Here is a 22508-nt window from a genome sequence, read left to right on the forward strand (position 1 = left end):
GGTGACTTACCCAGATCTCTGACGGGTGATCTTTCGCTTTCGCCGGGAAGGACGGACCGATGGGATCGACGCGCGCGACGATCGGGCGCAGGCAGCTCGGCGCGGAACTCCGCGATCTGCGGACCGCCGCCGGGCTCAGCCAGAAGGACGCCGCCGAGGTGATCGAGAGCGACACCAGCCTGATCAGCAGGCTCGAACGCGGGCAGCGCTCGATCAAGATGATGGAGCTCGACGCGCTGCTGCGGCACTACGGCGCCCCTGACGAACGCCGCGCGCAGATCGCCGAGCTCGCCAAGGCCGCCCGGCAGCGCTTGCCGCGCCGGACGTACTCCGACAACCTGCCCGGAGCGTTCCGCAGGCTCAGCGACCACGAGCAGGACGCGACCGAGATCTACTACTCGGACAGCGAACTCATCCCAGGACTCCTCCAGACCGAGGACTACATCCGGGCGATGATGCGGGTGAACCGGGCTGAAGCACTGGGAACGAGCGAGGAGGACGCCGAAGAACGGGTCAGCTTCCGCCTGACGCGGCAACTGCTGCTGACCCGCGAGCGTCCCCCGCACCTGTGGTTCGTGGTCGGCGAGGCCGCGCTGCGTCGCCCCATCGGTTCGCCGAAGATCCTGCACGAGCAGCTCGCGCACCTGATCGACCTGACCGAGAGGCTTCCGCACCTGGTGATCCAGGTAGCCCCTCTGTCCATCATGGACCATCCATTGCTCGGAGCTCCACTGGAATTGCTCCGGTTCGACGGGCTTGCCTCGGACATCGTGCACCAGCCAACCTTGGTGGGCGGCGGCGTGTACATCACCGATGACGAAGATGTCCAGTTCTGCATCCGTGCTTTCGACCAGCTCCGGGCCGTCGCTCTCGGGCCGACGGAGTCGCAGAACTTCATCAGGGCACGAGCGGAGGAACTTCACGATGAGCACTGACCATGCCACGTCCGGTTGGTTCACGAGCAGCTACAGCGGCCCGCATAACAACAGCTGCGTCGAGGCGCGGATCATCGCTGGGCGCATCGACATCCGCGACTCCAAGGATCGAGAAGCCGGACACCTCAGCTTCGGCGCTGATGCGTGGCGGGGATTCTTAGACCGGCTCAAGCGATGAGCGGCGAGCGCGACACCGACTGGTTCACGAGCAGCTACAGCGGCCCGCACAACAACAACTGCCTCGAAGCTCGAATTGCCGCCCACGGCATCGACATCCGGGATTCCAAGGACCCGGCCGGTGGTCGTCTCCATTTCAACTTCCGGGTGTGGCGGGACTTCGTGACCCGGCTACCGCGGTAGGAACGCGGCCGGACGCACCGGTTGCGCGGAGTGGAGCAACCGGTGAACGGTTCACTGGACCGATCATGGTGGACGAATGGCGCAGTCGTTCCGATAGTCTCCCCGTCACCGAGCCGCACAGCTGAAGCTGCCGGGAGGGCTTGCATGGGGTGGAGAACAACGGCGTCCGCCGCCGCGCTCGCCGCGTTGACGGGAGTGCTCGGCGGCGGCTGCGCTTTTCCCGGCGGCGAACCGGAAAGCGCGGGAACCGATCAGTCCACTGCGGACCGGTCCAGGTTGGACGAGGTCGCCGAGCGCGGTGAGCTGCGGGTGTGCAGCACCGGGGACTACCGGCCCTTCACCTACCGGGACGAGGCCGGGGCCTGGAGCGGCATCGACGTCGACATGGCGCGCGACCTGGCTGCGTCGCTGCAGGTGCGCGCCACCTTCGTCGGCACCACCTGGTCGACGCTGAACGAGGACTTCCGGCAGCGGTGCGACATCGCGGTCGGCGGCGTCTCGATCACCCTGGAGCGAGCCCGCGAGGTGTTCTTCACCGAGCCCTACGCGGTCGACGGCAAAACCCCGATCACCCGCTGCGAGAACGCGGCGCGATTCCGGACGCTGGAGCAGATCGACCGGCCCGGAGTACGCGTGGTGGTGAACCCGGGCGGGACCAACGACAAGTTCGCCCGCGAGAAGTTGCACCGCGCGGAGATCGTTCCGCACCCCGACAACAACACGATTTTCGACCAGCTCCGCAACGGCCGAGCCGATCTCATGATCACTGATGGTTCCGAGACCAAATGGCAGGCGAGGCAACACCCCGAACTGTGCGCCGTGCACCCCGACCAGCCGTTCACCTTCGCCGAGAAGGCCTATGCGCTGCCCCGCGGCGACGTGGACTTCCAGGAGTTCGTGAACCAGTGGCTGCACCTGCGGACGCACGACGGAACGTACGAACGGATAGCAGAACCGTGGATCGGCTGAACCCCGGAAGCGGAACCGAAAAGGCCCGCAGCAGGAATCGTGGCGGCCCGAACCCGCCCCGACCAGGCGCACCGCGGCGCGGACACGCACTCCACCAGCGGAGATCACCTACCGGTGTTTCCACGCCCCGGAGAGTGAGTAGCATCGCGAGCCCAGGGGAGATCCGCGGGATTTCACCGAGCAAGCCGGACCAGGGGTTGCCGGGGGCGTACCCGGCCCGCCACCCGCGCTGCGCTCCCCACCGCACCGCCGAGGGCCCGCGGTGCGCAGGCCAGAGCCACCGACCGCGACGAGGACCTGATTGATGTCAGCACCCACCTACACCCAATCCGCGGCCAAGCGCCGCCACCTGGCCCGATCCCTGCTGGTACTGCTGATCTCCGGGGTCGTCACCGCTGGGCTGAGCACCTGGGCCGCGCTGGCGAGCCCCGAACCCGCGCGGCTGGTGATCGCCTGGAGCACCGGCATCGCGGCCGCGCTGATCAGCATCGCGTTAGCCCTGGCCAGCTGGGGGATGCAGAACGCGAACTTCTACCGCACGCGCGCGGAGAAGGCCGACGGCGCCACCGCGAAGCTCGCCGACGAAACGCTCCCCGCGCTGGTCACCCGGCTGCGGTCCGGGTCCTCGGTGGACACCGCGCTCAGCGAGATCGACCACCCGCGCAACCCGACCCACCAGCGCATCCTGCGCACCCTCGGCCAGGAGATCGGCAACGGGGAACGCTCCCGCGCCGCCGCCATGCTGGCGTGCGCGAACGCCGCGGGCCGGATGCAGGCGCTGTCGACGAACATGCTCGCCAGCCTCCGCGAGATGGAGGAGCGGCACGACGAATCCGTGCTCGGCGACCTGCTCGAACTCGACCACACCACCGCGCAGGCCGGCCGCCTCGCGGACAGCATCGCGGTCCTCACCGGTGCCCGCTCCGGCCGCCGCTGGACCAAGCCGATCAAGATGGAGAGCATCCTGCGCGGCTCGGTCGGCCGCATCGCCGCCTACAAGCGGGTCCGGCTGCACTCCACCAGCACCATCGCCATCGTCGGCTACGCCGCCGAAGGCGTGATGCACGCGCTGGCGGAGCTGATGGACAACGCCACCAGCTTCTCCCCGCCGTCCGAGCTCGCGCACGTCTACGTCGAAGAGGTCCACTCCGGTGTCGTCGTCACCATCGAGGACGGCGGCCTGGTGATGAGCGAGGCGGCGATGAAGCGCGCCGTGCACGCCGTCGGCTCCGAACCGCTGGACCTCACCAAGCTCAACGGCACCCGGCTCGGCCTCGCCGTCGTCGGCTGCCTCGCCCGCAAGCACGGGCTCACCGTCTCGTTCCGCCCGTCCTCGCGCGGTGGCACCGGCGTCGTCGTGATGATCCCGCGCAAGCTGATCACCCAGCCGCGCAAGCAGGAGGAGATCACGCTGCCGAGCCGCAGCGTCGGCGTCACCCCGCGGCCCGCGCAGCTGAGCTCCGTCCCCAGCGGGGGCACCACCACCGCCACCGGAACGCTGCCGCGGCAGGACGTCGCCACCGACACCCGCACCGCCGACACCGCCGACCGACGGGAGCCGACCGTGCAGAACCTGCCCAAGCGCCGCCGCGGCGAAACGCTCGCGGCCGCGGCACCGTCCCTGGCGGCCGGGCCCGAGGACGAGACCACCAAGAAACCCGCCCCGTCCCGGCCGCGGCCGAACGCGGGCGCCCGCTTCGGCGCGTTCCGGCAGGCGAGCCGGCCCAGCGACGGCTCGCAGTCCGACGACGCGCGCTGATCGACCTGCCGACGAAAGAAGGAATGGAGGCAGGGGCGACCGGCCACGCCGGGAACCCCGACATCTCGATGAACAACGACCACAACCTCGACTGGTTGCTGGAGAACCTGCTGGGACGCACTCCAGGCGCCAAGCACGCCCTCGTGCTGTCCAAGGACGGCCTGAAGGTCTGCCACTCCCCCGGGCTCAGCAACGACCAGGCCGACCAGCTCTCCGCGATCGCCTCCGGCATCCAGAGCCTGTCCTACGGCGCCTCCGTCGAGTTCGGCGACGGCAGCGGCGGCGTCCGGCAGTCCATGACCGAGTTCCACGGCGGCCTGCTGTTCATCGTCGAAGCCGGTGAAGGCGCGCACCTCGCCGTGCTCGCCGACGAGGAAGCCGACGTGGGCGTCATCGGGCACAACATGAACGAGCTCGTCGAGCAGATCGGCGACTACCTCAGCGCTCCCCCGCGCCAGGCCCAGCCGAGCGGGTTGTCATGACCTGGCGGCCCCTCCACAACGAAGATCCGGACCGGCTCTACACCGTGACCGGGGGACGCAGCAGCGCGAACGAAGAGTCCCTGGACCTGGTCACGCTCATCGTCAGCGAGTGCGACCCGGCCCCCGGCATGCAGTCCGAGCACATCCGGATCCTGCACATGTGCAAGCAGCCGATGGCGGTCGTGGAGATCTCCTCCCACCTGGGCATGCCGGTCGGGGTGGTGAAGATCCTGCTGTGCGACCTGCTCGACACGAACCGGATCACGGCCCGCCACCCCACCTCCGCGCCGTCCGGCCGCAAGCAGGCGCAACTCCCCGACCCCGACATCTTGAAGCAGGTTCTCGTTGGACTCCACAAGCTCTGACCCCACGAGCCGGCCGCTGCGCAGCACCGCCAGCGACGGGCTCAAGATCGTCATCGTCGGCGGCTTCGGGGTCGGCAAGACGACCATGGTCCGCTCGGTCAGCGAGATCCGTCCGCTGAGCACCGAGGAGACCATGACCCAGGCGAGCCTGGGCATCGACGACTCGACCGCGGTGCGGGACAAGACCACCACCACGGTCGCGTTCGACTTCGGCCGCATCAGCCTGGACGCCGAGCGGGTGCTGTACCTGTTCGGCGCCCCCGGGCAGCAGCGGTTCTGGTTCCTCTGGGACCGGTTGTTCTCCGGGACGCTCGGCGCGGTCGTGCTCGTCGACACCCGGCGCCTGGAGGACTCCTGGTACGCGATCGACCGGCTGGAGCACCACGGCATGCCGTTCATCGTGGCGCGCAACAACTTCGGGGAGCAGGACCACGACCTCGAAGCGGTGCGCGACGCGCTGTCGCTGCCCGCGCACATCCCGCTGATCGACTGCGACGCGCGGGACCGGACGTCCAGCAAGAACGTGCTCATCGAACTCGTCAACCACCTCTACGCGCTGGCCACCGCGCCCGCGGGGGCGAGACCATGAGACCGGCCGACCCCGGTACCGCCGACCGGCCGGGCTGCCCCGTGCGGCACGACGGCACCGTCGCGCTGCACGGGCCGCAGTTCACCGAGGACCCGGCCGGGCTGTACCGGCGCATGCGCGCCGAGCACGGCCCGGTCGTGCCCATCGAGCTGGAAGGCGGGGTGCCCGCCTGGTTCGTCGGCGACTACCGCGAGATCAACGAGGTGTGCGGTGATCCGCGGGTGTTCGCCCGCGCGCCGCACCGCTGGCGGCACTGGGACCGGGTTCCGGAGGGCTGGTCGCTGCTGCCGTACGTCGCGGCCCAGCCCTCCATGGGCTTCACCGAAGGCGACGAGTACCGCACCAGGGTCGAGATCTTCGCCGACGTGCTGGGCGGGTACGACCAGTTCGAGCTGCAGGCGCACTGCGAGCAGCACGCCGACCGGCTCATCGACGGCTTCGCCACCGGCGGCGAAGCCGAGCTGATCGCGCAGTACGCCGACGCGCTGCCGCTGTACGTGCTGGCCCAGGTGTGCGGGGTGGCGCCGGAGCAGACCGAGGGCCTGGTCCACGACATGACCGGCTCCATCGGCGGCGGGGACAGCACCGCCGCGCTGGACCGCATCGTGCGGCGGATGCACTCGATGGTCGCGGCCAAGCGGGAGAACCCCGGGCCCGACCTCACCAGCCGGATGCTGCGGCACCAGGACCGCGTCACCGACGAGCAGATCGCCTACGACATGCTGATCACGATGACCGCCGGGCACCTGACGGTGGCGCACTGGATCGGCAACACGATGCGGTTGATGCTCACCGACGAGCGGTTCGCGATCGGCCTCGCCGGGGGCAGGCGGTCGGTCGGGCAGGCGCTCAACGAAGTGCTCTGGGAGGAGACCCCCACCCAGAACTACATCGGGCGCTACGCCACCCAGGACGTCCAGCTCGGCGGCAGGCTCATCCGGGCCGGGGACATGCTGGTGCTGGGACTGGCCGCGGGCAACACCGACCCGCGGATCCGGCCCGGCTCCTACGCCGACTCCGTCGGCAACAACGCGTTCCTGTCCTTCGGCATCGGAGACCGCGGCTGCCCCCACCCGGCACCGGAGGTCGCCGAGACGATCGCCCGCGCCGGCATCGAAGTGCTGCTGGACCGGCTGCCCGACATCCGGCTCGCGGTGCCGCCCGGCGAGCTCCGGTGGATCCCCTCGGTGTGGATGCGGGGACTCACCGCGCTGCCCGTGCGGTTCAGCCCGAGCTACGTCGTCGGCGCCTGAACCGGCGCGCCCGGTGGACCGGCCGACGTCCACCGGTCGCGGCAAGACCGAGGATGCCGTCACCCGTCGTCGGCAACGGCCGCTCGCCGCGCGAGCCGGGCCGACGTCACCTGACGACATCCGGTGATCCGACCTCGACCGGGCCGGACCAGGCCCGCTCGTGCACCGGAGATCAGGCCACTCCCTGTCCGAACGGAAACCCGGGAGCTTCATCCCCATGACCGACCCAGACATCTGGCCCACGACCGACCCGAGCCCGAGCGGCTGCCCGGTCGGCCGGGAGCCCATCGCCCTGCACGGACCCCGGTTCCAGCAGAACCCGTCGCAGCTGTACCGGCAGATGCGCAACGACTACGGGCCCGTCGCGCCGGTGCGCCTCGAAGGGGACGTGCCCGCCTGGCTCGTGCTCGGCTACCGCGAGATCCACCAGGTGGAGAACAACCCCGAGCTGTTCGCCCGCGACACCCGCCGCTGGAACGCCTGGGACAAGGTGCCGGAGAACTGGGGGCTGATGGCGTTCGTCGGCTACCAGCCCTCGCTGATGTTCACCGAAGGCGACGAGCACCGCCGCCGCACCGGCGCCATCGGCGAATGCCTCGAAGCCGTCGACCAGTTCGAGCTGCGCAACATCTGCGAGCAGATCGCCGACGAGCTCATCGACGGCTTCGCCGGCGGTGGCGAAGCGGACCTGATGGCGCAGTTCGCGCACCCGATGCCGCTGCGCGTGATGGCCCGCCTCTTCGGCCTCGGCGACGACGAGGCCGGGGCGCTCATGCAGGACCTCACCGACACCGTCGCCAGCGACGACGGCGTCGGCGCCTACCAGCGCATCCAGGACCGGATGCAGCGGCTGGTGCAGCGCAAGAAGGACGAGCCCGGCGCCGACCTGCCGTCCCGGCTGCTGGTGCACCCGGCGGGGATGACCGAGGAGGAGATCCTGCAGGACCTGCTGGTGGTGCTCACCGCCGCGCAGCAGCCCGTCGCCTACTGGATCGGCAACGCCATCCGGCTGATGCTCACCGACGAGCGGTTCGCGGTCACCCTCTCCGGGGGCAGGCGGTCGGTCGGGCAGGCGCTCAACGAAGTGCTCTGGGAGGACACGCCCACCCAGAACTTCATCGGCCGCTTCGCCTCCCGGGAGACCGAGCTCGGCGGTCAGCGCATCCACACCGGGGACATGCTGGTGCTCGGCTTCGCCGCCGCCAACACCGACCCGCAGGTGCGGCCGGACGCCTACTCCGACTCCATCGGCAACAACGCGCACATGTCCTTCGGGCACGGCGAGCACGGCTGCCCGCACCCGGGGCCGGAGATCGGCGCGGTGATCTCGCGGATCGCCATCGAGGTGCTGCTGGACCGGCTGCCGGACGTGGTGCTGGCCGCCAACCCGGACGCGCTGGTGTGGCTGCCGTCGGTGTGGATGCGGGGGCTGCAGGCCCTGCCAGTCCAATTCAGCCCCAGCTACACGGTCAGCGCCTGACCGACCGTTCCTCGACCATCTGCTGCGTAGCGGTCGGGTGGCGGAACCTCAGCGGGATTCTCGCTGCGGGATCTTTTTCCCAAGTGGCTCCGCCACGAGGGAAAAAGCTGTCCTCGCGAGAATCCCGCTGAGAACCCGCGGGTGGTCCTGTTGCTCGGGTGGTCGCTGCTCAGCGGCTTCGCCGCTGACGGGGACGAGGAACAGGTACGACGGTGTCCGGTTCGATGTGCCCGTGCCGGCAGGTGAACGGCCCATCGGCCCGAGCGGTTCGGGTGGGTGGGCCGTTCGGCTGCGGGCCGGGCTCAGGCGGGCGTGAAGACGACGGGGACCGACTCGGGGCCGCGGGTGAACACGCCCTGCTCCGGCGGGTCGAAACCCGGGGCCAGCCGCGCGTCCGGCATCGCGTCCAGCAGGTCGTTGATGCCGATCTCGATCTCCGACTTCGCCAGCAGCGCCCCCACGCAGAAGTGCCTGCCCAGGGCGAAGGACAGGTGGTCGGCGGCGGCGGTGAACGCGGTGCGGGCGGGCAGGTCCTCGCGGAACACGTCGAAGCGCTCCGGGTTCGCGTAGTGCTCCTCGTCCCGGTTCGCCGCGCCGATCAAGCAGGTGAGCGTGCTGCCCTTCGGCACCACCCCGCCGCTGAGCTCCACGTCCTCCGCGGGCTGCCGCATGATCATGTGCACCGGCGGGGAGTAGCGCAGCGTCTCGGCGAACGCCTGCGGGACCAGCTCGCGGTTCTCCCGCACGGCCGCCAGCTGCTCGGGGTGCCGCAGCAGGTTCAGGAACATCGCGGCGATCGCCTTGTCCGTGGTCTCGCCGCCCGCGGCGAGCAGCAGGCTGCAGAACGCCTTGATGTCCTCGTCGCTCATCTTCGTGCCGTCGATCTCGGCGGTGCACAGCGTGGAGAGCAGGTCGTCGCCCAGGTTCTCCCGGCGCTCCTGGATCACCGGGATCATGTACTCGGCGAACTCCTCGCGGGTCCGCATGCCCGACTCGATCACGTCCGGGTCCTGGCTCAGGTTCCCCAGGAACGCGATGATCGACGTGTACCAGCCCTGGAAGCGGCCCCGGTCCTGCTCGGCCAGGCCCAGCATGTCGGCGATCACGTTGATCGGGAACTTCGTCGCGTAGTCCGCGACCAGGTCGACCCGGCCGGTGCCGCGGAACTCGTCGATCAGCGCGCGCGAATTGCGCTGGATCACCGGCAGGAACTTCTCCTGCAGCTCGCTGCCCCGGAACGCCGGTGCCACCAGCGCGCGGCGCACCGCGTGCTCCCGGCCGTCCAGCTGGAGGATGGTGCGCCCGTGCACCGGTTCCAGCTGCCAGTCGTAGTTCTGAGTGGTGAACACCGGCTCCCGGAAGGCCCGCTTCACGTCCGCGTAGCGGGAGATGATGTAGCTCTGGGTCGGTTCGTGCCACAGCAGCGGGAAGTCATCTCGCAGCACCTGGTACGACGGGTTGGGGTCCCGGGCGAAATCCGGGGACAGGATGTCTGGAGCTTTTTCTGCCGCGGTCATGCTGCTCCCTCTGTGATGCATTGCAAACCCGATCAGGCTAGGCAGCAGGACCGGAACAGGTCCAGTAGATGATCTTGACTTGACCCGGAGAGCGCAACGCACTGGGCCGAAGGTGGGCGTCGATCCCGCTGCCTGCTGCGTTCGGTTGCCACCACCTGATCCGCCGAGCGCAACGCGAGTGCATCGATGCACACAACCGTTCGCCACCCGGCCGCACCGCTGGTTCCGCGTTGGACGAGCGATCTGTTGCAAACAACGGCTGCAACGATGCTCATCGCTGCCGGTCGCGGCTGTGACGTGCATCGTCCGGCCCTCCTCCCCGCACCCCCGCGCGTGCGACCCTGGCGAACGCAAGACGTCGCAGAACGCCCAGGGACCCGCAGCGCGGGCCTTGAGGAAGAAGGACGGTCGAAGATGACTGCTGCACCGCAGCCCGCCCAAGGCGAGACAGCCGCCCCGTACGGGAGCACCCCGGCCCGGCGCCGCGTCCGCATCCACCACCTGCAACAACTCAAGGAGCGCGGCGAGAACTGGCCGATGCTCACCTCCTACGACATGTACACCGCGCGGATCTTCGACCAGGCCGGGATCCCCGTGCTCCTGGTCGGCGACTCGGCGGCCAACAACGTCTACGGCTACGAGTCCTCGCTACCGGTGACCGTCGACGAACTGCTGCCGCTGGTCCGCGCCGTCACCGGCGCCGCCGAACACGCCCTCGTCGTCGCCGACCTGCCGTTCGGCTCCTACCAGGCCTCGCCCGAGCAGGCGCTCGGCACCGCGGCCCGCTTCATGAAGGAAGGCCGCGCCCACGCCATCAAGCTCGAAGGCGGCAAGCGCTACGCGGCCCAGGTCGAGGCGCTCGTCTCCGCGGGCATCCCCGTCATGGGGCACATCGGCTTCACGCCGCAGAGCGAGCACGGCCTCGGCGGCTACCGGGTGCAGGGACGCGGCGACCGAGCCGCCGAACTGCTCGCCGACGCCCGCGTGCTGCAGGAGGCCGGCGCGTTCGCCGTCGTCCTCGAAATGGTGTCCGCCGACGCCGCCAAGCAGGTCACCGCCGAACTCGACATCCCCACCATCGGCATCGGCGCCGGGCCGGACACCGATGCGCAAGTGCTGGTGTGGACCGACATGGCCGGGATGAACACCGGGCGCACCGCGCGCTTCGTCAAGCGGTACGCCGACCTCGGCGGCACCCTCGCCGACGCGGCGAGCCGCTTCGCCGACGAGGTCCGCGGCGGGTCGTTCCCGGCGGCGGAGCACTCCTTCAACTGACCCCGCGGTGGGAGTGAACGGACCGTTCGTCCAGCTCTATCGGACGAACGGTCCGTTCACCACCACGGGCGCACGACCGGACGTGCACGAACTTCTTGGGCGAGTGAACGGACCGTTCGTCCAGTTCTATCGGACAGACGGTCCGTTCACCCCGCACGGGCCCGGAAACCCGTCGTGCACGAACTTCTTTTCCGGGTGAACGGACCGTTCGTCCAGCTCTATCGGACAGACGGTCCGTTCACCCACGTCTTCACGCCGACCGGTCGTGCACGAACCTGTTGCAAGGGTGAACGGACCGTTCGTCCAGCTCCGTTGGACGAACGGTCCGTTCGCTCAATGCGCGCGGTGGGCCAGGACGTCGGCGTGGCACTGCTCCGGTGCGCACCAGCACCCCAGCGCGCGCCCGTTGAGCTCGCCCCGCCGCAACCGCCGCAGCAGCTCCGGCTGCTCGTCGAGCCACTGCTCGTAGTGCTGCACCATCGCCGCCCGGTCCTGCTTCGCCTCCTTGACGAACGGGCTCGCGAAGTCCGAGGCGGGCCACGAATGGCGCGGCCCGGAATGACCCACGTAGGTCAGCAGGCCCTCCCGTTCCAGCCACGGCAGCAGGTGCCGGTGCGGCCCGTTCTTGCGGACGTTGACCACGGTGGCGCGGCCGTCGAGCAGCTGGCTCGCGCGCTCCCGCTCGTCATCGGTCCACTTCGCCGCCTCCTGGGGCAGCTGGGCAGGCAGTTTCGACATCGCCGCTCACCCCCTGGCGCCCGGGTTTCCGCACGTCCGGCCGCTCACACGTCGGTGATGCGGATCCCGGCGTGGGCCTTGTAGCGCCGGTTGATCGCGATGAGGTTCGCGGTCAGCGCCTCCACCTGGTGGGCGTTGCGCAACCGGCCGCCGAAGAGACCGCGCACCCCGGGGATCACGTCGGCGAGCCCGCGCACCACGTCGGTGGCCTCGCGGTCGTCGCCGAGCACCAGCACGTCGAGGTCGACGTGGTCCACCGACAGGTCTGCCAGCGTCACCGCCGAGACGTGGTGGAACGCGGCGGTCACCCGCGAATCCGGCAGCAGCGCGGCGGCTTGCTGGGCGGCGCTGCCCTCCGGCACGTCCAGCGCGAACGGCCCCTGCTTGTCGAAGCCGAGCGGATTCACGCAGTCCACGACGATCTTGCCGGCGAGCGGTTCGCGCAGCGCCGCCAACGTGTCGGCGTGCGCGTCCCACGGCAGCGCGGCCAGCACCAGGTCGGCCGCCGCCGCGCAGGCCGCGTTGTCCTCACCGCTGACCTGCCCGCCGGAGATCTCGGCGATCTCGCGGGCGGCGTCCTGGGCTCGCTCGGCCTTGCGCGAGCCGATCACCACGCGCAGGCCCGCCGCGGCCCACCGGATCGCCAGCCCCCTGCCCTGCGCGCCGGTGCCTCCGAGCACACCGACGGTCATCTCGCGCACCTCAGCCACGACGGGCCTCCTCGTTGTCACCTTGCGACGCTGCCCTTCCACGATCCGCATCCGGCGGACCCGGCGCTAGACGGGCCCGCTGTGCTCATGCCCACTGAACGCGCCCACCCTCTCGAACGGGAAATCACCCGTTCGCACTACCCCTAGGAAGCCGTCCTCGAACTCCCCTCACCAGGTGAACGGCCCAGCCGCCCAACGACAGCGGGCGAACGGGCCACTCACCTGGAGGTAGTGGCAGGTGAGTGAGCCATTGGGCCATGGACACTGGGCGAGCGGGCCACTCACCTGGGAAGAGGGGGGCACGGAGGTCGGGTGGGTGGGGCGTTCACCTGCGGGGCGCTGAACGGGGATCAGGCGGTGGTGAAGGTGACCTCGCGGCGGTGCGGATCGGCCCGGGTGAGGCGGACTCGGATGCGCTGGCCCTCGACGAGGTCGTCCCCCGCGCAACGCGCGATCACCGGCGGCTCGGCGATGAACACCTCGCCGTCGCCGGAACCGGTCCGCAGCACCGTCGCCGGGAACACCGAGCCCACCTCGCCGGCCAGCGACCACGCCTGCGCCTGCGCGAGGCACGCCCGTTCCACCTGCGTCGCCACCCGGTCCGACGAGCCCATCGCGGACGGCAGCGCGGGCAGCGCCTGCCGCACCCACTCCGGCACCGGCGAACCCGAGCTCACCGCCAGGCACACCTCGGCACCGTAGCGGTCCACCAGCCGCCGCAGCGGCGCCGTCACGTGCGCGTAGGCCGCGCCGATCCCCGCGTGCCGCGGCTTCGGCGGCGGGCCCGAATCGAACGACGTGTAGCCGGCGCCCCGCAGCAGCCGCGTCGCCGCCACGTGCACCGCCAGCGCCTCCGGCCGCACCGGATCCAGCCCGGCCAGCGCCTCCGCGGGCGGCAGGTCCTCCGGCCACTCCACGCCCAGCCGGGCCGCGGACCGGCGCAGCGCCGACACCGTCGGCGGCTCCGGGTCCGGCACCGTGCGCAGGATCCCGATCCCGGCGTCCAGCATCATCTCGGCCGCGCACATGCCGGTGAGCAGGGAGATCTCCGCGTTCCACTCCTCCACCACCAGCCGCGGCCGCAGCGCGACCCGCCAGCCGCCCGCGCCGTCCGACTCCACCTGCTGCTCCGGCAGGCCCAGTTCGATGGCACCGCGGCGCACCGCCTGCTCACGCCGCAACCGGCCCACCACCGGCAGGAGTTCGATCGCCGGGTGCGCGGCCCCGGCCCGCAGCGAACGCTGCACCGCCTCGTAGTCCAGCTGCGCGGCGGAACGCACCCACGCCCGCCGCACCAGGGCCGAGGTCACCACCCCGTCGGAATCCAGGTCGATCGTCCACAGCACCGCCGGGCGCACCTGGTCCGGCAGCAGGCTCGCCGCGCCCTCCGACAACAGCGTCGGGTGCAGCGGCACGTTCCCGTCCGGCAGGTACAGCGTCTGGCCCCGGCGGCGCACCTCCGCGTCCAGCGCCCCGCCGGGGCGGACGAAGGCGGCCACGTCGGCGATCGCGTACTGCACGCGGAACCCGGTGCCGCGGCGGGCCAGCAGCACCGCCTGGTCCAGGTCTTTCGCGCCCACCGGGTCCACCGTGACCAGCGGGAGCTCGGTGGCGTCGACCCGGTCGGCCTCGAACACGGGTTGCGCGACGTTCTGCTCCACCTCGCCCAGCGCGGCGGTGGGGAACTCGGCGGGGAGCCCGAAGTCAGCGCGGACGGCGGCGAAATCGCACCCGTCGGCGGAGCGGCGCGGCCGCGGGGTGCGGCCGGCCCCGAGATCGGGGGCTGCGACGGCATCGGTACCACCCCGTGGTGCCCGCGCCGCCGTAGCCATCGGAGCTCAGTCCCCCTCGGACCAGCGGCGATCGGCTTCGTCGGCGGCCTCGGTGCGCTCCTTCGCCAGCTCCAGCGCGTGCTCGGCCGCGGCGCGATCCGCGTAGGGCCCCAGCCGGTCGGCGGCGCGGCATCCCGCGGCGGGCTCGACCTGCTGATGCTTCAGGCAGAAGTACCAACCATCCCGGGCCATGCGTCGAGCCTCGCACGCGGAACCGCTCCGTGTCACGCCTCCGGACGGCGCACCCGATCCGGTCACCACGCACCCGGCCCGGTCACCACGCGGGCGGCGGTGGCGCGCCCGGCCCGATCACCACGCGGGGCGGGCGGACCCGGTCACCACGCAGGAGGCGGCGGGGCGCCCGGTGCGGGCGGGGGACCCGGGTGGTGCCCGGCCGGGTTCGTGCGCTGCGGTATCGGGTCCAGGCAGGACACCAGCACCTGCTGGCTCTCCGGGTTCTCGATGCGGCGGCCGTCGCGCATCCGGTACTCCAGCTCGCCGCTGTCGCCGACCTCCACGGTGCAGCCGACCTCGGCGAGCTGGTCGTCGTCGAGGTCCACCAGCCGCTCGTACCGGGACGGCACCACCCGGTACACCGGCCACTGCAGGTGCCCGAAGGCCTGGTGGAACTCGGCGAGCAGGTGGCGCATGTGCTGCTGCCAGGGCAGCGGCATCGATTCCGCCAGCGAGCGCGGCAGCACCGCGTACCCGGCGTCGACCCCGTGCCCGGCGCGGGAGAGGTAGTCGCCCAGCGGCGTGCTCGACGCCGGAGGTGCCGAACGCCTCGGAATGGGGTCTGGGGTGAACATGCTTCCTCCCGGAGTAGGACACACCGCGGGACTCGCACCGCTCGGCGGTGGTCGTCCCGCGCACGCGGCGGGGCGGGCCGCGGACCCGCGCGCCGCCAGGCCGGGCCGGCGAACGGCCCGAGACCAAGATTGCCACAGCGGACCGCCGCGATCAGCGGTCCGACGGTCCACCGGAGATCGTGTCGCAGCGCGATCCTCCCGTCACCGCGCGTGCCGGCCCGGACGCTCCCGGACCGGCTACACCGGCTGCCGCACCGGGGTCTCCCCCGGGCGTCCGCCGGGTCCGGTCTCCGGGACGCCCGGCTGCTCGCCGCCCGGAGCGGGCTGCACGGTGGGCTGCGCGGCCGGGGCGGGCTCGTCCGCGGCGGGGCGCACCACCATCGGCAGCAGCTCGCCGCCGTCCCACAGCTCGGTGCGCTCCACCGACTCGCCGGGCTGCGGCGCGTGCAGCACCTCGTTGTCGCCGAGGTACAGCGCCACGTGGTGGATCGCCCCCGGCTCCCGGCCCGCACCCCAGAACACGAGGTCGCCGGGCTGGGCCTGGTTCAGCGGGACGTGCGCGCCGCCCTCGGCGTACTGCGACCGGGAGTACTTCGGGATGGTCACCCCGGACTCCTTCCAGGCCATCTGCGTCAACCCGGAGCAGTCGAACGAGTCCGGCCCCGCCGCGCCCCACACGTACGGCTTGCCGATCTGCTGGTCGGCGAAGCTGATGGCCTTCGTGGCCAGCACCCCGGCCGCGGGCAGGTTCTCGCAGCCGCTGAACCCGGACACGTTGCCCTCGACGCTGACCAGGTGCGCCGCCAGCGGCTCCCACTCGTGGTAGCGCAGCGGGTAGGCGGAGCGCTCCACGCGCTGCGCGGCGGTGCCCGGCTGCAGCTGCTCCCAGCCGGGGATGTTCAGCAGCACGTCGTAGAACTTGTTGATCTGGTACTCGACGTTGGTGACCTGCGCGACGCTGCCCCAGCCCATCGACGGCCGCATCTGGAAGATGCCCAGCGAGTCCCGGTCGCCGTAGGTCAGGTTCGACAGGTTCGACTCGGTCTTGCCCGCCTGGATGGCGATCTGCCACGCCCGCGGCGGCAGCTTCCGCTGCTGGCCGATCTTGATGATCTCCTTGGCGATCAGCACCGACTCCTGGTCGAGGCTGCCCGCGTCCCGCTCCCCGCGGCCCGCGCCGTCCCCGGACGGGCCGAGGCCCGAGCTGCACTCCGACCAGCTCTGCCCGCCCTGCATGCCGGAGAGCACGACCACGAACGCGCCCAGCCCGACCAGTCCGGCGAAGCCGGACAACACCACGACCGCGACCAAGAGTTTCCGCATGTCAGCTCACCTTGTTGTAGCCGGAGACGCGCCATCCCTGCTCGGTTCTCATCACGTCGACCTCGATGTCCCCGGCATCGGTGGGCAGCCGGGCCGCGATCGAATTGGCGGTGGAGCTCAGCGGGACCGCCGGCCCGGTGATCCGGGTGGACGGCACGTTCGCCGGGTCCACCGAGGTCATCACCGTGATGAACTCGTCGGTCGTGTAGGGCCGCAGCGACTCCACCCACTTCCCGGCGGGGGTGCCCGGCGGGTGGGTGGCCCACTTGGCGCCCCACGCCTCCACCACGTGCAACCCGGCCGGGTCGGCCGGTGCCGGGGCGGGTGGCGTGTTCGGCACCGAGATCGTCGGCGGCGCGGGAGTCGGGCTCGCCGGCGCCGGGACCGCCTGGTGCTGCTCGGTGGTGCCCGACTGGTCGCGGTAGCTCCGCGAGGGCGGCGGCTCCGGCAGCATGATCCCGATGGTGGTGGCCGCGGCCGCCAGCACGATCACCGCGGTCACCAGGTGCTTCGGCGAGCGCAGCGGCCAGCCCCACAGCCTCCGGTAGACCGCGGCGCGTCCCCGATGCGTCCGGATCGGCATGGCCCGTTCCCCTTCACCCGGCCGGTCGGGATCGCGCCCGCCCGGCCCGCTGCAGCTGTCGAATCACCGGTCGCGACCGATCAGTCCCCATCGGCCACCTCCAAGCCCCGGGACGGCCGGTACACCACGTGCACCGGCTTGCCCGCGACCACTTCCAGGTCCGCGCGGCGCGGCGCGGTCGGCTCCGCCGGGGAGGGGATCGGGGAGCTGTCCGCGCGGGACGGCACCAGCACCGGCTCCTCCTCCCGCCGGTCCCAGGAGGCGTCCGCGACGGGCGCGGTGTCCACGACGCGGCTCGGCCTGCCCTCCGGCAGCGCCGCCGCCGGGCCACCGGGTCGCCGGGACTCGGCGGGACCGGAGGCGGGCAGCGCGGGCGAACCCGCCCCGCCGCCGGTCGGGGAACCGCTGCCGGGCAGCGCCGCCCACGGGCCGCCCTGCCGGTCCAGCCGCTGCGCCGTCACCGACATCGTCTGGTGGTCGGCCTCCGGGCGGGTGTGGCGCCTGCCGCGCTGCCCGGCCGGGTCCGGCGGCGGCGCGTCCGGGTCGGATTCGCGCACCTGCTCCCAGAAGTCGCCGCTCGGATCGTCGGCGGACCTGCGGCCGCGGAACCAGCCGAACACGCCGCGGGCCTGCGCCACCCCGCCGGAACCACCGATCGAGAGCTGCACCATCTGCCCCATCCGGCGGACCGGTTTCCCGACCATGATGAACACGATCGTCACCAACCCGGCCAGCAGGATCTGCGTCAGCACCGGGAAACCGCGCAACGGGTTGAAGATCCACGCCAGCACCCAGGTGTGCAGCCCGGCCATCGCCGCGATCACCAGCACGTTGAGCATCGCCGCCCCGCCCACGCGGCCCACCGCCCGCAGGATCTGGTGGTTGAGCAGCGCCACCAGGCCGATCAGCGGCCCGGCCAGGATCAGCACCCGCAGCAGCACCTGCGCCAGCAGGATCGCCGCCTTCGCCATCAGCTGGAACGAGGCGAACGCGAGGCTCTGCACCAGCGACAGCATCCCCGCGCCGACGCGGCTGCCGTCCTTGCCCTGGAAGTAGCCGTAGGCGCTGGTCGTGCTGAGCTGCCCGGCGACGTTGGTGAACGCCGTCTCCTTCGGCGTCGACGGCCCCGCGTCGGCCCCGGCCGCCACCTCCTGCTTCGTCCACGCCTGGGCGCGCAGCAGCTCGCGGCCGTACTGCTCGGCCTGCGGGGTGTCCGGCGAACCGAACTCGCCGCGCAGCCAGTTCCGGTAGACCACCTGGTGGTGCAGCACGGTCGGCAGCGTGTTCGCCTCGTCCACCCCGACCTGCTGGAGGAACCCGGCCTGCACCGCCGACGTCCCGGTGAGCACCACCTCGTCCAGCGCGTGCGTGTAGATCATCGGAGTCAGGTAGGTGGCGGAGGCGAACCACAACCCGGCCAGCGCCCACATGGTGCGCTTGCCGATCGAGGCCAGGTCGCCCTGCCAGATGTAGCGGAACAGCAGCACGGCCAGCACCAGCGCCGCCACCCCGAACCACGGGGTGAACACGCTGTCGTACAGCGCGACCGTGCCGGTGGCGATCAGGTCGTCGAGCGGGCCCATCAGCTCGCCGTTGAGCAGCGCGTAGTGCAGCCCGTTGGTCGCGCCCACCAGGTTCTTCGAGACGTTGAACAGCTCGTTGCCCAGCCAGGTGTCGACCAGCGCGTTCGGGTTCATCACCCCCTGCGGCCCGCAGCCGAGCCCGTAGGTGTGCCACACCAGCCCGGCGTAGCCGACCTCGTCGTAGGCGGTGCCCGGCTGACCGGAACCCAGCGGCGCCGGGTCGATCGCGCCGACCATGCCGGAACCGGGGCGCTCCGGGCTCGGCGGCTCCGAGCAGTCCAGGCTCTGCGCCGAGGCCGGGGCCCCGATCAGCGCCTGGATGGCGACGAGCGCGCCCACCAGCAGCACCGCCGAGCGTCGGCCGCGGGCGCGCTGCGCCGGGAGCTGCCGGGCACGCCGGGGCAGCACTCGTTTCGCGGCCCGCACCAGCACCACGATCACCGCCGCCATGATCGTGGGCGCGACCAGCGCGCTCACCGCACTTCGTCTCCGCCTCGACCGGGCCGCTGCTGCGCGCGCTCGGTGCCGACGGTGCGCTCCTCGCCCGGTCCGATGCCGACGGATTCGAGCTCGAACTCGTCGAAGCCCTCGATGTCGTCGGCGTAGTCGTCCTCGGGCACGTGCGGTGGCGAGGGCAGCGGCGGGGTGTCGGAGTTCGCCGCGCCCTCCGCCCCCGGCAGCGCCCGCAGGTCCTGCTCGGACTCCGAGCTCGCCGGGGTGGTGTCCAGCGCCTCGCGCAGGTGCTCCAGGTGCGGTCCGCCGAAGTCGATCCGGATGCGCTCCACGCCGCCCGCACCGTCGCCGAAGATGAACTGCCGCGGCGCCCGGTCCCGCTCGGTGCTGCCGCGCGCCGGGCCGGGCTTGCGCCCGAGGGCGGACACGACCTGCTCGTAGCCGGCGCCCACCGGGACCTTCAGCAGCCGCAGCGCGTCCGACTGGGCCTGGTCGTCGTCGAGCCTGCCGACGAACACCGAGTCCAGCAGCGACACGAAGCCCTGGATGCGCAGGAAGTCCGCCGGGATCTGGCTGGACAGCAGCACCCGGACGTTCCACTTCCGGGAGTCGCGGGCGAACCGGTTCATCAGCACCCGGCCCGTCGGCACCTCGGACAGGAAGAACGCCTCGTCGATCCAGACGCCCTTGCGCTCGTTCTTCGGCCGCTCGTACACGGAGCGCTGGGTCAGCCACGCGGCCAGGTTCAGCATCTCCACGCCGAGGGCTTCGGCGTCGGTCCAGTGCTCGCGGCCGACGCCGTCCTTCGGCAGCGTCAACCCGGCCATGGTGAGCACCGTCAGCCGGTCCTCGCGGGTCTCCGAGTACGGGTCGGCGTCGGCCTCGGGGATCAGCAGCGACATGCGCTCCCGGATCTCGTCGAGGAAGTCGGCGACGACCACCGCGTGCTCGTGGTGCTCGGAGGCGTCGCGGCGCAGCGCCTCGAACACCATCCCCGGGTGCGCGTCGGGACGTCCGCCGACGGCGCGCACCGCGCGCAGCAGCACGATCCGGGTCTGCGGCAGCCGCGCCACCTCGTAGGGCAGCAGGCCGGTGAGCACGTCCAGCACCAGCCGCCGCCGGGTCGCCGCCGACAGGGCGCGTTCGCGCCGCCAGCTGCGCTCCGGGTCGTCCTCGTCGACGAAGTGCTCCAGCTGCGGCTCCGCCACCACCCGGTACGGGTTGAGGATGCCGGGCTGGGCGTTGAGCAGGTTGATCGGCCGCGCGTAGGGCCGCAGCTCCGGCAGCTTGCACAGCTCCGCCAGCGGACCCGACGGGTCCAGCAGCGTCCAGTGCGCCCCGGCCCGCAACGTCTTGTAGACGGTGCCGCCGCCGAGGAACGACTTGCCGCCACCGAGTCCGGCGACCATCGCGGTCAGGCCCGAGGCGTCCCGCACCTCCTGCGCCATCCACGGGTCCCAGGCCACCGGGCGCCGCGTCGCCGTGCAGGTCTCGCCGAGCAGGATGCCGCGGCGGTCGCCGACCTCCGCGGTCGCCTGCGGCACCGAGGAGGCCGCCCACACCACCGAGCCGCGCCGCATGTAGGCGCCGGAGGCCAGCTGCTCACCGGGGATGAACTCGCGGGCCATCGCGTACTGCGCCTCGGGGTGCTCGATGGCGACCTTCGGCTTGTACAGGTCCAGGATCTGCTGGGCGAGCCGCAGCGCGTCCCGCTCCGTCGGCCCGGACACCGCCAGCCGCCACCACGAGCGGACCCGGGTGGCGAGCGCGGTGAACCCGGTGCTCATCTCGTCGTCGATCTCCAGCACCCGGCCCGCCTGGCGGGCCAGCGAGGTCGGCGGCTCCAGGCCGTGCTCCTCGGTGTAGTGCCGGACCTGCGAGCGCACCTTGTTCATCTGGCGCTGCAGCTCGCCGCCCACGTCCTCCGGGCGGCGGACGTAGATCCGCGCGGACCACTCCACCGGCGCGGGCAGCCGGTCGGAGTGCTGGATCCACGGGTCGTCGATCTCCGGGATCTGCAGGCCGTGCGTCTGCCCCACCGTCAGCACCGCGACGTGCCGGGTGATGCCCGCGTTGGAACCGGTGCGGCCGCGCACGGTGGCGGTCGGCGAGTACGGCTCCTGGTACATGTCGGCGGCGTCGGTGAACGACGCCAGGTCCTCCGGCTCCCACTCGGCGCCGGGCACCGCGGGCAGGTTCCGCGGCGCGGGCAGGCCCAGCGAGCAGGACCGGTGCATCAGCCAGGAGATCTCCTCCGCGGTCACCGGACGGCCGTCCAGACCGGCGGAACCGATCACCTGGTCCAGGTGCTCGATCTCGCTGTCCAGCGCGACCAGCTCGGCGTCCACCGCTTCCGGGAACACCCGGCGCAGCAGCGGGGCGGCGCGCTCCACGGCGCGGTCCACCACGTTCCGGGTCTGCACCTGGACGCCGAGGTAGACCTCCTTCTCCGCCATCGAGCGGCCCATCAGCTGCTGCTGCTCGCCGACCATGTAGTCGTCGAAGCTCAGCGCGCCGGGCACGTCCGGCAGGGCGCCGCGCGCGTTGTGCACGTGCGCCTCCGCCCACATCCGGATCGGGTAGGGCCGGCTGGTGACGCGCAGGTGCATCCACCGGCCCTGCAGCTCGGCGTACTGGCCCGCGATGGCGGCGATCAGGTCCTGGCGCTGCGAATCGGAGCGGAACGACCAGCGCTGCGGGGACAGCCGGTACCAGGCGAACACGTCCTGGCCGGTGCGCAGCAGGTGCCCGTCGATGGACCGGGCGGCGATGGACGGCGTGTAGCTCGGCAACGACTGCTCGTCGGGGAGCCTGCGGTCCTGCCGCTTCGCCTTGCCCCGCGCCCCGCCCCTGCCCTGCGGGGCGCGCTGGGGTGCGCCCGGCCCTGGGGCCTGGCGCTCACCGCCTCGACGGCGACCGAACACCGCGAACCTCCTTGCTACGCGCACGCCCGCCTGCGGACCGGGTCCGTTCCGCGGACTTCCTGGGGCGGCGGACCTGCCGGGTCGCGCCGCCGGTGGGCTGGGTCCCCTGCTGGACCCGGTTCGTCCGCCGGGTCTGCCGGGCGGGGGTCGCCCGGCCTCGCCGGGCGGACTTCTTGGCTCGTCCGGACTGCTTCTGCTTGGGCCGCGGCCGCTCGGCGCGCACCTTGAGCCGGGCGGCGCCCGCCGCACCACCGCTGCCGGTGGTGCGCTCCCGCGGCGCGGTGAGCTCACGCAACCACATCACCATCACGGCTCCCAGCGGCCGTTCGTGGGTGATCCGGGAACACACGATCCGCGTAACCAGGATCGTGAGGACGACCGCCCAACCGGTGGAGAAGAAGCCGAAGCCGATGTTCATCCGCCGTTCGATGGCCAGCACCAGCAGGAACACGACGGTCCCCACGCCCCAGGCCACGTAGCGCGCCCGCCACGGGAAGGTCGCCTTCGGCGGGCCGAGCCACACGGCGTCGACGCGGTACACCTCGTCATCGGTGCGGATCCGCACGGCT

22 protein-coding genes are annotated in these 22508 nt (G+C 71.8%); 11 read left to right on the forward strand and 11 right to left on the reverse strand.

What is annotated here, in order from left to right; translation table 11 throughout:
- The first annotated feature begins 59 nt into the window (after window positions 1-59).
- The 10 genes from H1226_RS20855 to H1226_RS20900 all read left to right on the forward strand — a co-directional run bounded on the left by H1226_RS20855 (window position 60) and on the right by H1226_RS20900 (window position 8192).
- Complete coding sequence (locus H1226_RS20855; protein WP_258342166.1) at window positions 60-935, forward strand: helix-turn-helix domain-containing protein; 876 nt, start codon at window positions 60-62, stop codon at window positions 933-935.
- A complete protein-coding gene (locus H1226_RS20860) occupies window positions 925-1113 on the forward strand; it encodes a DUF397 domain-containing protein (protein ID WP_258342167.1) in 189 nt (62 codons plus the stop codon). The genes H1226_RS20855 and H1226_RS20860 overlap by 11 nt, the downstream gene beginning before the upstream one ends.
- Window positions 1110-1295 (forward strand): DUF397 domain-containing protein, encoded by a 186-nt coding sequence (locus H1226_RS20865; RefSeq protein WP_258342168.1) that lies wholly within the window; start codon window positions 1110-1112, stop codon window positions 1293-1295. The genes H1226_RS20860 and H1226_RS20865 overlap by 4 nt, the downstream gene beginning before the upstream one ends.
- A gap of 144 nt (window positions 1296-1439) precedes the next feature.
- Entirely contained in the window at window positions 1440-2264 is an 825-nt protein-coding gene (locus H1226_RS20870) for a transporter substrate-binding domain-containing protein (protein ID WP_258342169.1), read from the forward strand.
- Window positions 2265-2568: 304 nt separating this feature from the next.
- The gene (locus H1226_RS20875; RefSeq protein ID WP_224967310.1) at window positions 2569-4023 is read left to right on the forward strand and encodes a sensor histidine kinase; all 1455 of its coding nucleotides are present in this window, start codon (window positions 2569-2571) and stop codon (window positions 4021-4023) included.
- Between the two features lie 23 nt (window positions 4024-4046).
- Window positions 4047-4505, forward strand: a complete 459-nt coding sequence (locus tag H1226_RS20880; protein WP_373689972.1) for a roadblock/LC7 domain-containing protein — start codon at window positions 4047-4049, stop codon at window positions 4503-4505.
- Window positions 4502-4870, forward strand: coding sequence for a DUF742 domain-containing protein (locus H1226_RS20885; RefSeq protein ID WP_224967311.1), 369 nt, complete (start codon window positions 4502-4504; stop codon window positions 4868-4870). Before H1226_RS20880 ends, H1226_RS20885 begins: the two co-directional genes overlap by 4 nt.
- Complete coding sequence (locus H1226_RS20890) at window positions 4851-5459, forward strand: GTP-binding protein (RefSeq protein WP_224956176.1); 609 nt, start codon at window positions 4851-4853, stop codon at window positions 5457-5459. Before H1226_RS20885 ends, H1226_RS20890 begins: the two co-directional genes overlap by 20 nt.
- Complete coding sequence (locus H1226_RS20895) at window positions 5456-6712, forward strand: cytochrome P450 (RefSeq protein ID WP_258342170.1); 1257 nt, start codon at window positions 5456-5458, stop codon at window positions 6710-6712. Before H1226_RS20890 ends, H1226_RS20895 begins: the two co-directional genes overlap by 4 nt.
- A 217-nt stretch (window positions 6713-6929) precedes the next feature.
- A complete protein-coding gene (locus tag H1226_RS20900) occupies window positions 6930-8192 on the forward strand; it encodes a cytochrome P450 (RefSeq protein WP_373689973.1) in 1263 nt (420 codons plus the stop codon).
- Between the two features lie 302 nt (window positions 8193-8494).
- On the opposite strand, the gene H1226_RS20905 is transcribed toward H1226_RS20900, so the two are convergent.
- Window positions 8495-9709 carry a cytochrome P450 gene (locus H1226_RS20905; protein WP_224956174.1) on the reverse strand — a complete coding sequence of 405 codons (1215 nt, stop codon included), beginning with the start codon at window positions 9707-9709 and terminating at the stop codon, window positions 8495-8497.
- Between the two features lie 414 nt (window positions 9710-10123).
- On the opposite strand from H1226_RS20905, the gene panB reads away from it, so the two are divergent.
- Window positions 10124-10984, forward strand: coding sequence for a 3-methyl-2-oxobutanoate hydroxymethyltransferase (panB, locus tag H1226_RS20910; RefSeq protein WP_258342171.1), 861 nt, complete (start codon window positions 10124-10126; stop codon window positions 10982-10984).
- 333 nt (window positions 10985-11317) lie between these two features.
- Here the strand turns inward: panB and H1226_RS20915 are convergent, their stop codons facing one another.
- From H1226_RS20915 to H1226_RS20960, 10 genes are all read right to left on the reverse strand, one after another.
- A complete protein-coding gene (locus H1226_RS20915; protein ID WP_258342172.1) occupies window positions 11318-11722 on the reverse strand; it encodes a DUF4326 domain-containing protein in 405 nt (134 codons plus the stop codon).
- Window positions 11723-11766: 44 nt separating this feature from the next.
- Complete coding sequence (gene npdG / locus H1226_RS20920; RefSeq protein WP_258342173.1) at window positions 11767-12432, reverse strand: NADPH-dependent F420 reductase; 666 nt, start codon at window positions 12430-12432, stop codon at window positions 11767-11769.
- Between the two features lie 350 nt (window positions 12433-12782).
- Entirely contained in the window at window positions 12783-14264 is a 1482-nt protein-coding gene (locus H1226_RS20925; protein WP_258342174.1) for an RNB domain-containing ribonuclease, read from the reverse strand.
- Between the two features lie 6 nt (window positions 14265-14270).
- A complete protein-coding gene (locus tag H1226_RS20930; RefSeq protein ID WP_224956169.1) occupies window positions 14271-14456 on the reverse strand; it encodes a hypothetical protein in 186 nt (61 codons plus the stop codon).
- 143 nt (window positions 14457-14599) lie between these two features.
- The gene (locus H1226_RS20935; RefSeq protein ID WP_224956168.1) at window positions 14600-15073 is read right to left on the reverse strand and encodes a hypothetical protein; all 474 of its coding nucleotides are present in this window, start codon (window positions 15071-15073) and stop codon (window positions 14600-14602) included.
- Window positions 15074-15310: 237 nt separating this feature from the next.
- A complete protein-coding gene (locus H1226_RS20940) occupies window positions 15311-16396 on the reverse strand; it encodes a C40 family peptidase (RefSeq protein WP_258342175.1) in 1086 nt (361 codons plus the stop codon).
- Window position 16397: 1 nt separating this feature from the next.
- Window positions 16398-16979 carry a hypothetical protein gene (locus H1226_RS20945; protein WP_258342176.1) on the reverse strand — a complete coding sequence of 194 codons (582 nt, stop codon included), beginning with the start codon at window positions 16977-16979 and terminating at the stop codon, window positions 16398-16400.
- Between the two features lie 80 nt (window positions 16980-17059).
- Complete coding sequence (locus H1226_RS20950) at window positions 17060-19039, reverse strand: hypothetical protein (RefSeq protein ID WP_258342177.1); 1980 nt, start codon at window positions 19037-19039, stop codon at window positions 17060-17062.
- Window positions 19036-21939 carry an ATP-binding protein gene (locus tag H1226_RS20955; RefSeq protein WP_224956164.1) on the reverse strand — a complete coding sequence of 968 codons (2904 nt, stop codon included), beginning with the start codon at window positions 21937-21939 and terminating at the stop codon, window positions 19036-19038. The genes H1226_RS20950 and H1226_RS20955 overlap by 4 nt, the downstream gene beginning before the upstream one ends.
- The gene (locus tag H1226_RS20960; protein ID WP_225044085.1) at window positions 21914-22504 is read right to left on the reverse strand and encodes a hypothetical protein; all 591 of its coding nucleotides are present in this window, start codon (window positions 22502-22504) and stop codon (window positions 21914-21916) included. The genes H1226_RS20955 and H1226_RS20960 overlap by 26 nt, the downstream gene beginning before the upstream one ends.
- Window positions 22505-22508 lie beyond the last annotated feature (4 nt).

This window comes from Saccharopolyspora gregorii (genome assembly GCF_024734405.1).
GTDB lineage: Bacteria > Actinomycetota > Actinomycetes > Mycobacteriales > Pseudonocardiaceae > Saccharopolyspora_C > Saccharopolyspora_C gregorii.

Excerpts from the sequence above, each read along its gene's own strand:
- H1226_RS20855 (WP_258342166.1), top strand. The coding sequence starts at position 60 with ATGGGATCGACGCGCGCGACGATCGGGCGCAGGCAGCTCGGCGCGGAA.
- H1226_RS20860 (WP_258342167.1), top strand. The coding sequence starts at position 925 with ATGAGCACTGACCATGCCACGTCCGGTTGGTTCACGAGCAGCTACAGC.
- H1226_RS20865 (WP_258342168.1), top strand. The coding sequence starts at position 1,110 with ATGAGCGGCGAGCGCGACACCGACTGGTTCACGAGCAGCTACAGCGGC.
- H1226_RS20870 (WP_258342169.1), top strand. The coding sequence starts at position 1,440 with ATGGGGTGGAGAACAACGGCGTCCGCCGCCGCGCTCGCCGCGTTGACG.
- H1226_RS20875 (WP_224967310.1), top strand. The coding sequence starts at position 2,569 with ATGTCAGCACCCACCTACACCCAATCCGCGGCCAAGCGCCGCCACCTG.
- H1226_RS20880 (WP_373689972.1), top strand. The coding sequence starts at position 4,047 with ATGGAGGCAGGGGCGACCGGCCACGCCGGGAACCCCGACATCTCGATG.
- H1226_RS20885 (WP_224967311.1), top strand. The coding sequence starts at position 4,502 with ATGACCTGGCGGCCCCTCCACAACGAAGATCCGGACCGGCTCTACACC.
- H1226_RS20895 (WP_258342170.1), top strand. The coding sequence starts at position 5,456 with ATGAGACCGGCCGACCCCGGTACCGCCGACCGGCCGGGCTGCCCCGTG.
- H1226_RS20900 (WP_373689973.1), top strand. The coding sequence starts at position 6,930 with ATGACCGACCCAGACATCTGGCCCACGACCGACCCGAGCCCGAGCGGC.
- H1226_RS20905 (WP_224956174.1), bottom strand. The coding sequence starts at position 9,709 with ATGACCGCGGCAGAAAAAGCTCCAGACATCCTGTCCCCGGATTTCGCC.
- panB (WP_258342171.1), top strand. The coding sequence starts at position 10,124 with ATGACTGCTGCACCGCAGCCCGCCCAAGGCGAGACAGCCGCCCCGTAC.
- H1226_RS20915 (WP_258342172.1), bottom strand. The coding sequence starts at position 11,722 with ATGTCGAAACTGCCTGCCCAGCTGCCCCAGGAGGCGGCGAAGTGGACC.
- H1226_RS20925 (WP_258342174.1), bottom strand. The coding sequence starts at position 14,264 with ATGGCTACGGCGGCGCGGGCACCACGGGGTGGTACCGATGCCGTCGCA.
- H1226_RS20930 (WP_224956169.1), bottom strand. The coding sequence starts at position 14,456 with ATGGCCCGGGATGGTTGGTACTTCTGCCTGAAGCATCAGCAGGTCGAG.
- H1226_RS20935 (WP_224956168.1), bottom strand. The coding sequence starts at position 15,073 with ATGTTCACCCCAGACCCCATTCCGAGGCGTTCGGCACCTCCGGCGTCG.
- H1226_RS20940 (WP_258342175.1), bottom strand. The coding sequence starts at position 16,396 with ATGCGGAAACTCTTGGTCGCGGTCGTGGTGTTGTCCGGCTTCGCCGGA.
- H1226_RS20945 (WP_258342176.1), bottom strand. The coding sequence starts at position 16,979 with ATGCCGATCCGGACGCATCGGGGACGCGCCGCGGTCTACCGGAGGCTG.